Genomic DNA, 15,913 nt, shown 5'->3' with positions numbered 1-15,913 from the left:
TCTTAATATTGTGCGACGCACAAAAAGCACTTGACATTCGTTGCGACCGTCCTAAAATGGGAACTATTGCTGCGATGCACAATACATCGCGGTCCGGGGAGACGATCCACTGCGTCTCGCCACTCACCCAATGCGGTCCGCACAGACAGACCGCAATCCAGGAGCGTAAACCATGACTCTGCTGACCCCTGAGCAATTCGCCGCAGCCCAGAAAGCCAACCTTGAAACGCTGTTCGGCCTGACGACCAAAGCATTTGAAGGCGTCGAAAAGCTGGTTGAACTGAATCTGCAAGTCGTGAAGTCGAGTCTCGCGGAAAGCCAGGAAAATGCCCAACGCGCGTTGTCGGTGAAAGACGCGCAGGAATTGCTGGCGCTGCAAGCGAGCCTTGCACAGCCGGTGGCTGAAAAGGCGCTGTCGTACGGCCGCCACGTGTATGAAATCGTTTCGGCAACGCAAGGTGAATTCACCCGCGTCGCGGAAGCCCAGTTCGAAGAGCAAAACCGCAAGGTGCAGTCGCTCGTCGAAAACGTCGCGAAGAACGCACCGGCCGGCTCGGAAACCGCTGTCGCCGTGATGAAGTCGGCTATCACCGCCGCCAACACCACGTACGAAACGGTCCACAAGGCGACCAAGCAAGCCGTCGAAATCGCTGAAAGCAACTTCAATGCAGCCGCTACGGCCGCATCGAAGGCAGCTTCGCAAGCCGCCGCGCAAGCATCGCGCTCGGCCAAGAAGGCAGTCTAAACTTCACGCAGCGCTTTCAGGCATCACCAGACGCCGGCACAGCCCACCCGCTGTGCCGGCGTTATCGCAAGCAACAGCGTCGTGCCGTTGCCGCTCACACGGTTTCATTGGCCGCACGCTCCGATACGTTGAACAGCGTATCGTTTGCCCGGCGCAAGGCCGGGATTTTTTTTTGCCGGTCACCTGATACGTTGTGAGCACGCGTGTGCCGCCGTGCCGTCGTTGCACGGCAAACGCCCCGGCCTGCTGCGTGGTGAAAGAGAAAGCGAACAAGAAAACGGCGCGCCCTTTACAGGACGCGCCGTTTTTTCTTTGCTTCTTCGAACCCGCCTGGATGCAGGCAGGCCGAACGGCGTTACTTCTTTTTCTGCGGCGGCAAGTCGGTGCAGACGCCTTCATACAACTCGGCGGCCATCCCGATCGATTCGCCGAGCGTCGGATGCGGGTGAATCGTCTTACCGATATCCGTCGCATCAGCGCCCATTTCGATCGCGAGACAGATTTCGCTGATCAGGTCGCCCGCATTCAGGCCGACGATCCCGCCGCCGATCACGCGATGCGTTTCCTCATCGAACAGCAGCTTCGTGAAGCCTTCGTCGCGGCCGTTGGCAATCGCGCGGCCCGAAGCGGCCCACGGGAACACCGCTTTGCCGTACTTGACGCCATCGGCCTTCAACTGGTCTTCCGTCTGGCCGGCCCACGCCACTTCCGGATCGGTGTAGGCGACCGACGGAATCTGCAGCGCGTCGAAGTACGCCTTCTCGCCATGCGCGACTTCGGCGGCGACGTGAGCTTCGTGCACCGCCTTGTGCGCGAGCATCGGCTGACCGACGATATCGCCGATCGCAAAGATGTGCGGCACGTTGGTGCGCATCTGCTTGTCGACATCGATGAAGCCGCGATCCGTCACCGCGACGCCGGCCTTGTCCGCGCCGATCCTCTTGCCGTTCGGCGAACGGCCGACGGCAACCAGCACGAGGTCATAGCGTTGCGCTTCGGGCGGAGCCTGCTCGCCTTCGAACGACACATAGATGCCGTCGTCTTTCGCCTCGGCCGCGGTGGTCTTGGTCTTCAGCATGACGTTCGCGAAACGCTTGCTGTTGTACTTCTCCCACACCTTGACCAGATCGCGGTCCGCGCCGGCCATCAGGACGTCGAGCATTTCGACCACGTCGATCTGCGCGCCGAGCGTCGCATACACCGTCGCCATTTCCAGCCCGATGATGCCGCCGCCGATCACCAGCATGCGCTGCGGAATCTGACGCAGTTCGAGCGCGCCGGTCGAATCGACCACCCGCGGATCTTCCGGAATGAACGGCAGCTTCACCGCTTCCGAACCCGCGGCGATGATCGCCTGCTTGAATTTGACGACCTTCTTGCCGCCTTCGGTCTGCACTTCCATGTGATGCGGATCGACGAACGCGCCAGTGCCCGTCACCACTTCGACCTTGCGCATCCTGGCCATGCCGGCGAGACCGCCGGTCAGCTTGTTGACGACGCCCGACTTGAAGTCGCGCAGCTTGTCGAGATCGATCTGCGGCTTCGCGAACGTGATGCCGTGCGCGCCGAGCTCCTCGGCTTCGTCGATCACGAGCGCGGTGTGCAACAGCGCTTTCGACGGAATACAGCCGACGTTCAGACACACGCCGCCGAGCGTTGCATAACGTTCGACCAGCACCGTCTTCATGCCGAGGTCGGCCGAGCGGAACGCGGCCGAATAGCCACCGGGGCCCGAGCCGAGCACGAGCATGTCGCACTCGATATCCGCGCTGCCGGCAAAGCTGCCGGCTTGCGGAGCGGGCGCCGCGGCAGGAGCGGCAGCGGCCGGCGCCGGCGCTTGCTCGGGTTGTTTGGCTGCGGCCTTCGCGGGCGCCGCATCCGCCGACGCTTCGACGAGCGCGATCACCGTGCCTTGCGAAACCTTGTCGCCGGCTTTGATGCGAACTTCCTTGACGGTGCCGGCGGTATCGCTCGGCACTTCCATGGAGGCCTTGTCGGACTCGAGCGTCAACAGCGACTGTTCTTTTTCGATCGCATCGCCCGGTTTGATGTTGACTTCGATGACATCGACGTCCTTGAAGTCACCGATATCCGGCACTTTTACTTCGACGAGACTCATAGTGTCCCCTTCTCTTATTAATCGGTGATGAGTTGCGCACACAGCGCAAACCGGCAGACGCGGATAACCTGAGTCACCCGCGCCCCGGCAAAAACCTCACCAACCGATTAAAGAATCACACGCCGGAAATCGGCAAGAATCGCACCCAGGAAAGCATTGAAGCGCGCCGCTTCCGCCCCGTCGATCACGCGATGGTCATACGACAGCGACAGCGGCAGCATCAGGCGCGGCACGAACTGCTTGCCGTCCCACACCGGCTTCATCGCACCGCGCGACAGGCCGAGAATGGCGACTTCAGGCGCGTTGATGATCGGCGTGAAGTTGGTGCCGCCAATCCCGCCCAGCGACGAAATCGAGAAGCAGCCGCCCTGCATCTGATCCGGCTTCAGCTTGCCGTCGCGCGCGGCCTTCGACAGATCGCTCATTTCCTTCGCGATCTCGACCAGACCCTTCTTGTCCGCGTCGCGAATCACCGGAACCACCAGACCGTTCGGCGTATCGGCGGCAAAGCCCACGTGGTAGTACTGCTTGAACACGAGGTTGTCGCCATCGAGGCTCGCGTTGAACGTCGGGAATTTCTTCAGAGCCGACACCACGGCCTTGATCACGAACGCCAGCATCGTGATCTTCACGCCGGCCTTTTCGTTTTCCTTGTTCAACTGCACGCGCAGCGCTTCGAGTTCGGTGATGTCCGCTTCGTCGTTGTTCGTGACGTGCGGAATCATGACCCAGTTGCGATGCAGATTCGCGCCCGAAATCTTCTTGATGCGCGACAGCGGCTTCGGATCGATCGGACCGAACCTGGTGAAGTCGATCTTCGGCCACGGCAGCAGGTTCAGCTCGCCGCCACCTGCGGCCGCCGGTGCCGCCGCGCCTGCGGGCGCAGCACGCTGGCCGGTCATCACGCCCTTGATGAAGGCGGTCACGTCGGCTTGCGTAATGCGGTTCTTCGGACCCGTGCCCTGCACTTGCGACACGTCGACGCCGAGTTCGCGCGCGAACTTGCGCACGGACGGCGACGCATGGCTCGCGCGGCGCGTGCCACCCTCGCCGGCCGGAATCAGCGGCGCTTGCGCGAGCGCTGACGGCGCGACCGGTGCGGGCGACGGCGTGGCCGGCGCGTCGGACGGCTTTTCGGCCGATGCCTGTTTCGCAGCCGGTGCGGGAGCCGGGGCGGCCGCGCCGCCTTCGGCTTCCACCACCACGATCACCGAACCTTCCGAGACCGTATCGCCGACCTTGACCTTCACTTCCTTGACCACGCCGGCGGCCGAGCTCGGCACGTCCATGGTCGCCTTGTCGGATTCGAGCGTCACCAGCGACTGCTCTTTCTCGACGCGATCGCCAACCTTCACCGCGACTTCGATCACGGGAATGTCTTTGTAGTCGCCGATATCCGGCACTTTGACTTGTTGCAGACCGGCGCCGCTCGCAGCAGGCGCGGGTGCCGCGGCCGGTGCGGGCGCGGCACCCGGTGCAGGCGCAGCCGCCGGAGCGGCTGCAGGCGCCGCAGCGGCCGCGCCGCCTGCAGCGCCGTCCAGCACGACGATCAGCGAACCTTCGGATACATTGTCGCCGACCTTGACCTTCACTTCCTTGACGACGCCGGCGGCCGAGCTCGGCACGTCCATGGTCGCCTTGTCGGATTCCAGCGTAACGAGCGATTGCTCTTTCTCGACGGTATCACCCGCCTTCACCAGCACCTCGATCACAGGGATGTCCTTGTAATCGCCGATGTCCGGCACCTTGACTTCGATCGCTTGACTCATTGTTAGTGTCTCCTGGGCCGCGCATGCGACCGGCCTCCGTCGATCAGAGGCGGGCGCGCACGCCGTGGCACACGGGGAATGATGCCTTAGACGGTCATCGGGTTGGGTTTGGCGGGATCAAGGTTGTACTTCTTGAGCGCCTCGGCGACGACCTTGCGTTCGATCGTGCCTTCGTCTGCCAGTGCATTCAACGCGGCAACCGTGACCCAGTAGCGGTCGACTTCGAAGAAGTGGCGCAGCTTTTCGCGCGTGTCCGAACGGCCGTAGCCGTCCGTGCCCAGCACGACGAACTTCTGCGGCACGAACGCGCGGATCTGCTCGGTCAGCGCACGTACATAGTCGGTCGACGCGATGACCGGACCTTGTGCGTCCTTGAGCAGCTTCTCGACGTGCGAGAGCTTCTTCTCTTCGGTCGGATGCAGCAGGTTCCAGCGCTGCACTTCGTGGCCTTCGCGCGCGAGTTCGGTGAAACTCGGCACGCTCCACAGGTCGGCTGCGACGCCCCAGTCGTTCTTCAGCAGATCGGCGGCGGCAATCACTTCGTTGAAGATCGTTCCCGCACCCATCAGCTGAACACGCGGCGCCTTCTTGTCGGCTTCAGCTTTGCGGAACGCGTACATGCCCTTGATGATGTCGGCCGCTACAGCATCGCCCTGCGGAATCGCCGGGTGCTCGTAGTTCTCGTTCATCACCGTGATGTAGTAGTACACGTCTTCCTGCTCAGCCACCATGCGGCGCAGGCCATCCTGCATGATGACCGCGAGTTCGTAGCCGAACGTCGGGTCGTAGCTGATGCAGTTCGGCACCGAAGCGGCCCACAGCAGCGAGTGGCCGTCTTCGTGTTGCAGACCTTCGCCGTTCAGCGTCGTGCGGCCCGCGGTGCCGCCCAGCAGGAAGCCGCGCGAACGCATGTCGCCCGCCGCCCATGCGAGGTCGCCGATACGCTGGAAGCCGAACATCGAATAGAAGATGTAGAACGGGATCATGATCTCGCCGTGCGTCGAGTACGACGTCGCGGCGGCGATCCAGTCGGCCATACCGCCGGCTTCGTTGATGCCTTCCTGAAGGATCTGACCGGTTTCCGACTCACGGTAGAACATCAGCTGGTCGGAATCTTCCGGCACGTACTTCTGGCCTTCCTGATTCCAGATACCGATCTGCCGGAACAGGCCTTCCATGCCGAAGGTACGCGACTCGTCCGGCACGATCGGCACGACGCGCTTGCCGAGCGCCTTGTCCTTCAGCAGGATGTTCAGGATCCGCACGAACGCCATCGTCGTGGAGATCTCGCGGCCTTCGCCCGTGCCCTTCAACAGCGGCTCGAATGCCGACAGTTCCGGCACCGGCAGCGACTCCGCCTTCTGGCGACGGGCCGGCAGATAACCGCCGAGGTCCTGACGGCGGGCGCGCATGTACTCGAGTTCCTTCGAACCTTCTTCGAACTTGAGGTACGGCACGTGGACAAGGTCGTCGTCGGCGATCGGCAGACGGAACTGGTCGCGGAAGTTCTTCAGCTGCTCCACCTGCATCTTCTTCTGCTGGTGGGTGATGTTCATGGCCTGGCCGGCTTCGCCCATGCCGTAGCCCTTGATCGTCTTTGCGAGAATGACGGTCGGCTGGCCTTTCGAATTCGATGCTTGCTGGAACGCTGCGTAGATCTTGTGCGGATCGTGGCCGCCGCGATTCAGATTCCAGATGTCATCGTCGGACCATTCGGCGACCAGCGCCTTCAGTTCCGGCGTATTGAAGAAGTGCTCGCGCACATAGGCGCCCGACTCCGACTTGTATGTCTGGTATTCGCCGTCGACGACTTCCATCATCCGGCGCATCAGCGCACCCGACTTGTCGCGTTGGAACAGCGCATCCCAACGGCTGCCCCAGATCACCTTGATCACGTTCCAGCCCGCGCCGCGGAATTCGCTTTCCAGTTCCTGGATGATCTTGCCGTTGCCGCGCACCGGACCGTCGAGACGCTGCAGGTTGCAGTTGATCACGAACACGAGGTTGTCGAGGCGTTCGCGGCCAGCCATGCCGATCGCGCCGAGCGATTCCGGCTCGTCCGTTTCACCGTCGCCGAGGAAGGCCCAGACCTTGCGGCCGTCGGTCTTCGCGATGCCGCGCGCCTGAAGGTACTTCATGAAGCGCGCCTGGTAGATCGCCATGATCGGGCCGAGGCCCATCGACACGGTCGGGAACTGCCAGAAGTCCGGCATCAGCCACGGGTGCGGGTACGACGAAATGCCCTCGCCGCCCACTTCCTGGCGGAAGTTGTCGAGCTGGTTTTCGCTCAGGCGGCCGAGCAGGAACGCGCGCGAGTAGACGCCCGGCGACGAGTGGCCCTGCACGAACACGAGATCGCCGCCATGTTCGGCCGACGGCGCATGCCAGAAGTGGTTGTAGCCGACGTCGTACAGCGTGGCCGCCGAAGCGAACGACGCGATGTGTCCACCGACGTTGGTTTCCTTGCCGGCGCGCAGCACCATCGCAATGGCGTTCCAGCGCGTGTACGAGCGGATACGGTGTTCGATGTCCTGGTCGCCGGGGATTTTCGCCTGGCGCGCGACCGGAATCGTGTTGATGTACGGGGTGTTGGCCGAGAACGGCAGATGTTCGCCGTGCACGCGCGCGAATTCGATCTGTTTCTCGATCAGGTAGTGGGCGCGATCGGGGCCCACAGCAGAAATCACGCCATCCAGCGCTTCAAGCCATTCGCCGGTTTCCTGGGGATCGTCGTCTTTTTCGGCGGCGACATATTTCATGACTTCGTCGGGTACAGCGGACATGCTCGTCTCCTGGATATAGAGGAACGCTCTTTGAACAGACGACGCGGACGAAGCACGACCGCGGCAGCTCCGGCCGATTGTAATAAGGGTCCCGACGTCCACGCAACAAAATTTTCAAATGACGAGATCACTTCTCATAATGCGGAAAATTGCTGCGACGCAACCTGATTTGACTGCCGATCGACGGATACGTCGGCTAGTTTGCGCCGATTAACTGCACTTTCCGTGCTTTTTTGCGCCTTTTGTAAGAGACTCGCTGCGCTACAATGCCACGCATGTTGACCGAACGGCTTTTCGCTCGCTCGGCGCGCACCGCCGGTTCGCCAGGCGATTCGACGCCGTCCTCCCGCTGGCACCATGGACCATGGTGGTCGAACTCCTATTTGCTGACGCCGCTGCTGTCGATCCTGGTGTTCCTGGTCGTCATGAGCCTGATTCTGTGGAGTCTGAACCGGCGCGAACAGCAGCAGCAGGAAGACACGCTTTACCGCAACGTCGCGTGGGCGCAGCAGCAGATCCGTCTGTCGATGACCGGCGCGCAGGAACAGATTCAGGCGCTCGCGCGCGATCTGACCGCCGGCCACGCCGATCCGCATTCGTTCCAGGTGTCCACCACGGACATCATGCAGGCGCATCCCGAGATCCTCTACATGAACTGGTACACCAGCGCGCAGCAGCCGCGCTGGCCCAATACCGCGCTGCCCGTGTTCGGCCAGCGGCTCGCGCGGCCGAACGACGCGCAGATGGACGAAGCCGTCAAGGCCGCCTTCGCCGAGGCGCGCAATACGCGCCGCCAGGTGTATTCGCCGCTGATCTACGACGACCTCGGCAACGGCTACATCACGCTGCAAACGCCGGTGTTCCGCGATCGCGAGTTCCTCGGCGCGATCGCCGCGGTGTTCTCGGTCGAAGGCATCCTGAAGCGCGACATCCCGCCTGAGCTGTCGGCCAAATACAAGATCTCGATCATCGACGTGAACAACCGCGAGTTGACCACCACGTCGACCCGCCCGCGCCTGCCGCGCGACATGTTCTTCGACCTGCCGCTCGATCCGCCTGGCCAGGGCATCTCGGTGCGCGTGTACGCATTCCCGCAGATGACCAACTTCACCAACAACACGCTGGTGTGGCTGGTGGCCGGCCTGTCGTGCTTCGTGCTGTGGAGCCTGTGGAGTCTGTGGAAACACACGCGGCAGCGCTTCGAAGCGCAGCAGGCGCTGTACGCGGAGGCGTTCTTCCGCCGCGCGATGGAAAACTCGGTGTTGATCGGCATGCGCGTGCTCGACATGCACGGCCGCATCACCCATGTGAATCCGGCGTTCTGCCGGATGACCGGCTGGGACGAGAGCGATCTGGTCGGCAAGAACGCGCCGTTTGCCTACTGGCCGCGCGACGCCTATCCCGAGATGCAGCGCCAGCTCGACATGACGCTGCGCGGCAAGGCGCCGTCGTCGGGATTCGAATTGCGGGTACGCCGCAAGGACGGCTCGTCGTTCCACGCGCGCCTCTACGTGTCGCCGCTGATCGACAGCTCGGGCCGCCAGACCGGCTGGATGTCGTCGATGACCGACATCACCGAACCGAAGCGCGCGCGCGAGGAACTCGCCGCCGCCCACGAACGCTTCACCACCGTGCTCGAAAGCCTCGACGCCGCGGTGTCCGTGCTGGCCGCCGACGAAGCCGAGCTGCTGTTCGCCAACCGCTACTACCGGCACCTGTTCGGCATCCGCCCCGACGGCCATCTGGAATTGGCGGGCGGCGGGTTCGATAGCGCACAGGCGTCGTCCGATTCGATCGATATGGTGGATGCTTACGCCGGCCTGCCCGCCGCCGCGTTGACCGAAAGCACCGCCGATGCGCAGGAAATCTACGTGCAAAGTATCCAGAAGTGGTTCGAAGTGCGCCGTCAGTACATCCAGTGGGTGGACGGCCACCTCGCGCAGATGCAGATCGCGACCGACATCACCACCCGCAAGCGGGCGCAGGAACTCGCGCGCCAGCAGGACGAAAAGCTGCAGTTCACCAGCCGTCTGATGACAATGGGCGAGATGGCCTCGTCGCTCGCGCACGAACTCAATCAGCCGCTTGCCGCGATCAACAACTATTGCTCCGGAACCGTCGCACTGGTCAAATCCGGCCGGACCACGCCCGATAATCTGCTACCGGTGCTCGAAAAAACCGCCCAGCAGGCGGTGCGGGCCGGCATGATCATCAAGCGCATCCGCGAGTTCGTGAAGCGCAGCGAGCCGAAGCGGCAAGCCACGCGCGTCGCCGACATCGTCGCGGACGCGGTGGGTCTCGCCGAGATCGAAGCGAGGAAGCGCCGCATTCGCATCGTCACCGATCTGCGCTCGCGCCTGCCGGTGATCTACGTCGACCCGGTGCTGATCGAGCAGGTGCTGGTCAACCTGCTGAAGAACGGCGCCGAGGCGATGGCCGAAGCGCGCCCGAATGCAGTCGATCCGGTGATCCGCGTGGTCGTGCGGCTGGAGAGCGGGTTTGTCTGCATCAGCGTCGTCGACCAGGGTCCGGGCGTCGACGAAGCGACAGCCGAGCGGCTGTTCGAACCGTTTTACAGCACCAAGTCCGATGGTATGGGCATGGGGCTGAACATTTGCCGTTCGATTATCGAATCGCACCGCGGCCGTCTGTGGGTGGTCAACAACGTCGAGTCCGACGGCCACATCACAGGCGCCACGTTCCATTGCAGTCTGCCTATTGGAGAGCCTGACGGCCCGAGCAACGGCGGGTCAGAGGCGCCGACACCACAAACCGTTACGGGAGAGCTATGAACAGCCCAGTCACCACACAGGAAACTGTCTTTGTCGTCGACGACGACGAGGCCGTGCGAGATTCGCTGCGCTGGCTGCTGGAGGCGAACGGCTACCGCGTGCAATGCTTCTCCAGCGCCGAGCAGTTCATCGACGCATGGCAGCCGCATCAGCACCCGGGCCAGATCGCCTGCCTGATCCTCGATGTGCGGATGTCCGGCATGAGCGGGCTCGAGTTGCAGGAACGCCTGATCGCCGACAACGCTTCACTGCCGATCATCTTCGTGACGGGTCACGGCGACGTGCCGATGGCGGTCTCGACGATGAAAAAAGGCGCGATGGATTTCATCGAAAAGCCGTTCGATGAAGCCGAGTTGCGCAAGCTGGTCGAGCGCATGCTCGACAAGGCGCGCAGCGAAAGCACCAGCGTGCAGCAGCAGCGCGCCGCCGCCGAGCGTCTGGGCAAGCTGACCGCGCGCGAGCATCAGGTGCTCGAACGCATCATCGCTGGCCGCCTGAACAAGCAGATCGCCGACGACCTCGGCATCAGCATCAAGACGGTCGAAGCGCACCGCGCGAACATCATGGAAAAGCTCAACGTCAATACGGTCGCCGATCTGCTGCGACTGGCGCTGTCGAACAAGCCGCAAGCCGCGCAATAAGTACTGCGGCCGGTATTTTCCGCTAGAAGCTATCGAGTCTTGAACGGCCGGACTCCAGAAGAGTCCGGCCCACGGCGACGGCCTGCGCGCCGAGCCGTCCGCCGTGCTCACTGCGGGCGTCGCTGCAACCTTTGCATTGTCTTCACGCTCGCGGGCGGCCTACGGCGAAGCGGTCCGCGGCCGTTCAGCGCGCCTTGGGCCCGCCACACCAAGCCGGCACAGCCCGCGCGGCATTGATGCGTGCAGCCATTCACCCGTCTGGAATCCGTACATGGCGCGCCAGGCCAGGCCGGTATAATGTCGCACTTTGCAGTTGCGCCTATCTCCAATTCGCGCCGCGCGCTTTTCACGTGCCGACCCGTTCCCGTTGAAAAGCGCCATCGCGCGACGCGCATTCAAGCGCCCGCGCCCTGCCCCGCTTTCCAAACTGCCTATCTCGACCCGACCATGACTGCCAAACTGATCGACGGCCTAGCCCTTTCCAAGACCTTGCGCGCCGACGTCGCCGCGCGCGCCGCCGCCCTCACCGCCCGCGGCCATCAGCCGGGCCTCGCGGTGGTGCTGGTCGGCGACAATCCGGCCAGCGAAGTGTATGTGCGCAACAAGGTCAAGGCGTGTCAGGACAACGGCCTCGGCTCATCGTTCGACCGCTATCCGGCCGACCTGCCGGAAGCCGACCTGCTCGCGCGCATCGACGAGCTGAACCGTGATCCGCGCATCCACGGCATTCTGGTGCAACTGCCGCTGCCCAAACATATCGATAGCCACAAGGTGATCGAGGCGATCGCGCCGGAAAAGGACGTCGACGGCTTTCACCTCGCCAATGCCGGCGCGCTGATGACCGGCCGGCCGCTGTTCCGTCCGTGCACGCCGTACGGCGTGATGAAGATGCTCGCCGCGTACGAGGTGCCGCTGCAAGGCGCGAACGCGGTGGTGATCGGCCGCTCGAACATCGTCGGCAAGCCGATGGCGCTGCTGCTGCTCGAAGCCGGCGCGACCGTGACGATCTGCCATAGCAAGACGCGCGATCTGGCTACTCACACACGCAACGCCGACGTGGTGGTCGCCGCCACCGGCTTGCGCAACATCCTGACCGCGGACATGGTGAGGCCGGGCGCGGCGGTGATCGACGTCGGCATGAATCGCGACGAAGCCGGCAAGCTGTGCGGCGACGTCGATTTCGCGGGCGTCAAGGAAGTGGCCGGCTACATCACGCCGGTGCCGGGCGGCGTCGGCCCGATGACCATCACGATGCTGCTCGTCAACACGATCGAAGCCGCCGAGCGCGAAGCGGCCGCGCAAGCGTAATTGCGGTTAGCGGTTAGCGGTTAGCGGTTAGCGGTTAGCGGTTAGCGGTTAGCGGTTAGCGGTTAGCGGTTAGCGGTTAGCGGTTAGCGGTTAGCGGTTAGCGGTTAGCGGTTAGCCGACGCCCCTTCGCATCGGCGCGTGCGCAGCACGCTCCCGCCATCTCAACGCATCGCCTGATCGCGCGCCGCGATACCCGTCGCAAGCGGCCTGTGCTGAGGCACGAGCCGCGCCCGGCACCACGTCAGCACCGGCCGCTCCACGAAGTGCCACGACAACGCGGCACACACGAGGATCAACGGCACGGCGACCAGCAGCGACGTCACGTGGCTCAATTGCGGCGCGAGATTCGCGACACATTGCTGCACCATGAACCCGTACAGGTAGATGCCGTACGAGTAATCGTGACGCGGCACGAAGCGCCGCAATAGCGGCGTCGTCCCCACCCACAGCACGCCGTACACGAAGGCCAGATAGAACAGCGGCTGCGCCCCCGCTGTATCGCGAAAGACCAGAAACACCATCGCGAACGCCAGCGCCGTCAGGCCGTTGATGTCGATCCGTTCACGCCAGCCGTACAGCAGCATCCCCAGCATGAAAAACGGCTCCGGCCAGAACGAATAGCCGTAGGCTGTATCGCTGAAATCGCGCACGCCGAGTTGCAGATGCGGCAGATGCACGCGCAACAGAAACGCGGCGCTACCGAGCGCCGCCGCCAGCATCACGCCGCGCGAGCTGGACAGCAGTCCCAGCATGCCGGTCACGAGCACGATCAGATAGCAGCGCACTTCGAGCGGCAGCGTCCAAAGCGGCGCGCAGATGTCGACCGGAAGGCGGTTGTGCTCGAACACGCCCGGCAGCGTCCAGCGGGTTTTGAGCACGATAGTCGAGAAGTTGTCGAGATTGGCCCAGGTCATGCCAGAGTCGAAATACTCGCGCAGCGGCAGCGTCGTGAAGAGCGGCCCGATGATGAACACCGTCACCACCGAGCCCACCGCCACCGCCGGCCACAGCCGCGCAATCCGCAACGCGACGAAGCGCGCCCCCGAGCGTTGCCGGTCGAAGCTGGCGGTCACCAGCATGCCGCTCAGCAGAAAAAAGGCGTAGACGCCGAACGCGCCGAAACCGTCGAAGCCGAGCGCGTTCTGCACCCAGTCGGTGGTGCCGTCCGGTGCCTGCAGCAGATACGAATGGCCATACACGACCGCAACGGCGGCCAGCAGCCGCACGAGGTCGAAGTTGTTGCCGTTGCGCGATAGAGCGTGCGAAAGCGGGTTCATCGACACCTCTGACAGAAAACGCCGCCAACTGATAGCGACACGCCAGATTGCGGCACGGCAGCAATCCAGACCGTGCGCTTTCGCACAAAAGACGTAGCGGGTGCCGCGCCGCACGCCGCACGGCCGGGCCCGCCCTGCACGCGCAATCCGCACACAGGGTCGCGACATCTGATAATTTGTCTGCCGACGGATTGGAATCGGCGCGTCCCGCCCCAATAATGTCCCGTATCGTGTGCTATCGGGCGACATCGCGTGCGCCCCTCGATCCACCGATTACCCGTTCACCCGCGTCAGACAGGAAGCCTCATGTCCACTACTGCCTCGAATCACGACAATCCGCTCCTCGATTTCTCCGACCTGCCGCGCTTTGGCGAGATTCGCCCCGAACACGTCACGCCCGCCCTCGATGTGCTGCTCGCCGACGCGGCCGCCGCCGTCGAGCGCGCCGCCCTGCCGATCACCCCCGCGTCGTGGGCCGACGTGGTCGAGCCGGTCGAGCGCGCCACTGAACCGCTGTCGCGCGCGTGGAGCGTGGTCGGCCATCTGAACGCCGTCGCCGATACGCCCGAACTGCGCGCCGTGTACGGCGAAAATCTGCCGCGCGTCACCGAATTCTGGTCGAGCGTCGGCCAGAATCTCGCGCTGTACGAAAAGTACAAGGCGCTGAACGCAAGCAGCGATTTCGCGTCGCTGACCGGCGAGCGCAAGAAGATCCTCGGCAATGCGCTGCGCGATTTCCGTCTGTCCGGAGCCGAATTGCCGGAAGACCAGAAGCCGCATTTCGCCGAATTGCAGGAGCGCCAGGCGGGGCTGTCGAAAGCATTCTCAGATCATGTGCTCGACGCGACCAACGCGTACGCGTACGTCGTCGAAGCCGGCGATGAAGCGCAACTGGCTGGCCTGCCCGAAGACGTGATCGAAGCCGCGAAGGAAGCGGCCGCACGCGATAGCAAGACCGGCTACAAATTCACGCTGCACTTCCCGTCATATTTCCCGGTGATGCAGTACGCGGAAAATCGTCCGATGCGCGAAGCGATGTACCGCGCGTACGTGACGCGCGCATCCGAGCTCGGCCCGCAATACGGCAACGGCCGCGCCGAGTGGGACAACACGTCGGTGCTCGCCGACCAGTTGAAGCTGCGCGCCGAAGAAGCGCAGATGCTCGGCTACAACAACTTCGCCGAAGTCTCGCTCGCGCCGAAGATGGCCGAGTCGCCCGCACAGGTCATGAGCTTCCTCGAAGACCTCGCGACGCGCGCGCGTCCGCACGCGGAACAGGACTGGAAGGAGCTGCGCGAATTCGCCGCGAACGAACTCGGCATGAGCGACCTGCAACTGTGGGACATGACATTTGCCGCTGAACGTCTGCGTCAGCAGCGCTATTCGTTCTCCGAGAACGAGGTCAAACAGTACTTCCCCGAAGACGCCGTGTTCAAGGGGCTCTTCAAGGTCACCGAAACGCTGTTCGGCGTGCGTATCCGTCGCGACGAAGCGGCCGTGTGGCATCCGGACGTGCGTTTTTTCCGCGTCGAGAATCAGGACGGCGGTCTGGTCGCGCAGTTCTACCTCGACCTGTATGCGCGCGAAGGCAAACGCGGCGGCGCCTGGATGGATGATGCGCGTGGCCGTCACAAGCACACGCACGGCGGCGTGCAAACGCCGGTCGCGTATCTGACCTGCAACTTCTCGGCGCCGGTCGGCGGCAAGCCCGCCTGCTTCACGCACGACGAAGTCATTACGCTGTTCCACGAGTTCGGCCACGGCCTGCATCACATGCTCACGCGTGTCGATGAACTGGGCGTGTCGGGCATCAACGGCGTCGAGTGGGACGCGGTCGAACTGCCGTCGCAATTCATGGAGAACTTCTGCTGGGAGTGGGACGTGCTGAGCGACATGACCTCGCACGTCGAAACGGCCCAGCCGCTGCCGCGCGATCTGTTCGACAAGATGCTGGCCGCGAAGAACTTCCAGAGTGGTCTGGGCACGCTGCGCCAGATCGTGTTCTCGATGTTCGACATGCAGCTGCATACCGGCTTCGACGCGAGCGGCACGAAGAACGCCACCGAACTCGCAAGCGAGATCAACGAACGTTTCCATGTGGTGCCGCAAGCGTCGTTCTCGCGTTGGCCGAACACGTTCAGCCATATTTTCGCGGGCGGTTATGCGGCGGGTTACTACAGCTACAAGTGGGCTGAAGTGCTGTCCGCCGATGCGTACGCCGCATTCGAAGAAGCGGCGCAAGCCGCGAGCGGCAGCGTGCTCGATCAGGCGACCGGCCTGCGTTATCGCAAGGAGATTCTGGAAGTGGGCGGCAGCCGTCCGGCGATGGAATCGTTCAAGGCTTTCCGGGGCCGCGAGCCGAATATCGACGCGTTGTTGCGCCATAGCGGCATGACGCCGGGCGCGGCGCATTGATCGGTTCAAGCGCATTGCTCGGCGCGTTGCTTCGCGCCGCCGATGTCGATACAAAGCCGGCGAC

General features: G+C 63.4%; 9 protein-coding genes. 5 read left to right on the top strand and 4 right to left on the bottom strand.

The genetic code is table 11. The features are described 5' to 3' along the window. Nucleotides 1–172 precede the first annotated feature (172 nt). Entirely contained in the window at nt 173–745 is a 573-nt protein-coding gene (locus tag HV744_RS09980) for a phasin family protein (RefSeq protein WP_175149347.1), read from the top strand. A gap of 355 nt (nt 746–1,100) precedes the next feature. Here HV744_RS09980 and lpdA read toward each other — a convergent pair whose 3' ends face one another. The 3 genes from lpdA to aceE form a co-directional block, all read right to left on the bottom strand. Then, the gene (lpdA, locus tag HV744_RS09975; protein WP_175149346.1) at nt 1,101–2,864 is read right to left on the bottom strand and encodes a dihydrolipoyl dehydrogenase; all 1,764 of its coding nucleotides are present in this window, start codon (nt 2,862–2,864) and stop codon (nt 1,101–1,103) included. A 107-nt stretch (nt 2,865–2,971) separates the two neighbouring features. Further along, nucleotides 2,972–4,633 (bottom strand): dihydrolipoyllysine-residue acetyltransferase, encoded by a 1,662-nt coding sequence (gene aceF / locus HV744_RS09970; protein WP_175149345.1) that lies wholly within the window; start codon nt 4,631–4,633, stop codon nt 2,972–2,974. 86 nt (nt 4,634–4,719) lie between these two features. Continuing rightward, nucleotides 4,720–7,416, bottom strand: a complete 2,697-nt coding sequence (aceE, locus tag HV744_RS09965) for a pyruvate dehydrogenase (acetyl-transferring), homodimeric type (protein ID WP_175149344.1) — start codon at nt 7,414–7,416, stop codon at nt 4,720–4,722. 275 nt (nt 7,417–7,691) lie between these two features. On the opposite strand from aceE, the gene fixL reads away from it, so the two are divergent. The 3 genes from fixL (at nt 7,692) to folD (ending at nt 12,157) form a co-directional block, all read left to right on the top strand. Continuing rightward, the gene (gene fixL / locus HV744_RS09960) at nt 7,692–10,208 is read left to right on the top strand and encodes an oxygen sensor histidine kinase FixL (RefSeq protein WP_217469104.1); all 2,517 of its coding nucleotides are present in this window, start codon (nt 7,692–7,694) and stop codon (nt 10,206–10,208) included. Continuing rightward, nucleotides 10,205–10,849: an oxygen response regulator transcription factor FixJ gene (gene fixJ / locus HV744_RS09955; RefSeq protein WP_042322743.1), complete on the top strand. Its 645-nt coding sequence runs from the start codon at nt 10,205–10,207 to the stop codon at nt 10,847–10,849. Before fixL ends, fixJ begins: the two co-directional genes overlap by 4 nt. A gap of 447 nt (nt 10,850–11,296) precedes the next feature. Continuing rightward, entirely contained in the window at nt 11,297–12,157 is an 861-nt protein-coding gene (gene folD, locus HV744_RS09950) for a bifunctional methylenetetrahydrofolate dehydrogenase/methenyltetrahydrofolate cyclohydrolase FolD (RefSeq protein ID WP_175149342.1), read from the top strand. 161 nt (nt 12,158–12,318) lie between these two features. On the opposite strand, the gene HV744_RS09945 is transcribed toward folD, so the two are convergent. Further along, nucleotides 12,319–13,434 carry an acyltransferase family protein gene (locus HV744_RS09945; RefSeq protein WP_175149341.1) on the bottom strand — a complete coding sequence of 372 codons (1,116 nt, stop codon included), beginning with the start codon at nt 13,432–13,434 and terminating at the stop codon, nt 12,319–12,321. 306 nt (nt 13,435–13,740) lie between these two features. On the opposite strand from HV744_RS09945, the gene HV744_RS09940 reads away from it, so the two are divergent. Beyond that, complete coding sequence (locus tag HV744_RS09940; RefSeq protein ID WP_175149340.1) at nt 13,741–15,849, top strand: M3 family metallopeptidase; 2,109 nt, start codon at nt 13,741–13,743, stop codon at nt 15,847–15,849. The last annotated feature ends 64 nt before the right edge of the window (nt 15,850–15,913 follow it).

Source organism: Paraburkholderia ultramafica (genome assembly GCF_902859915.1).
GTDB classification, from domain to species: Bacteria; Pseudomonadota; Gammaproteobacteria; order Burkholderiales; family Burkholderiaceae; genus Paraburkholderia; species Paraburkholderia ultramafica.
This window is presented reverse-complemented; position numbering and strand designations above follow the sequence as displayed.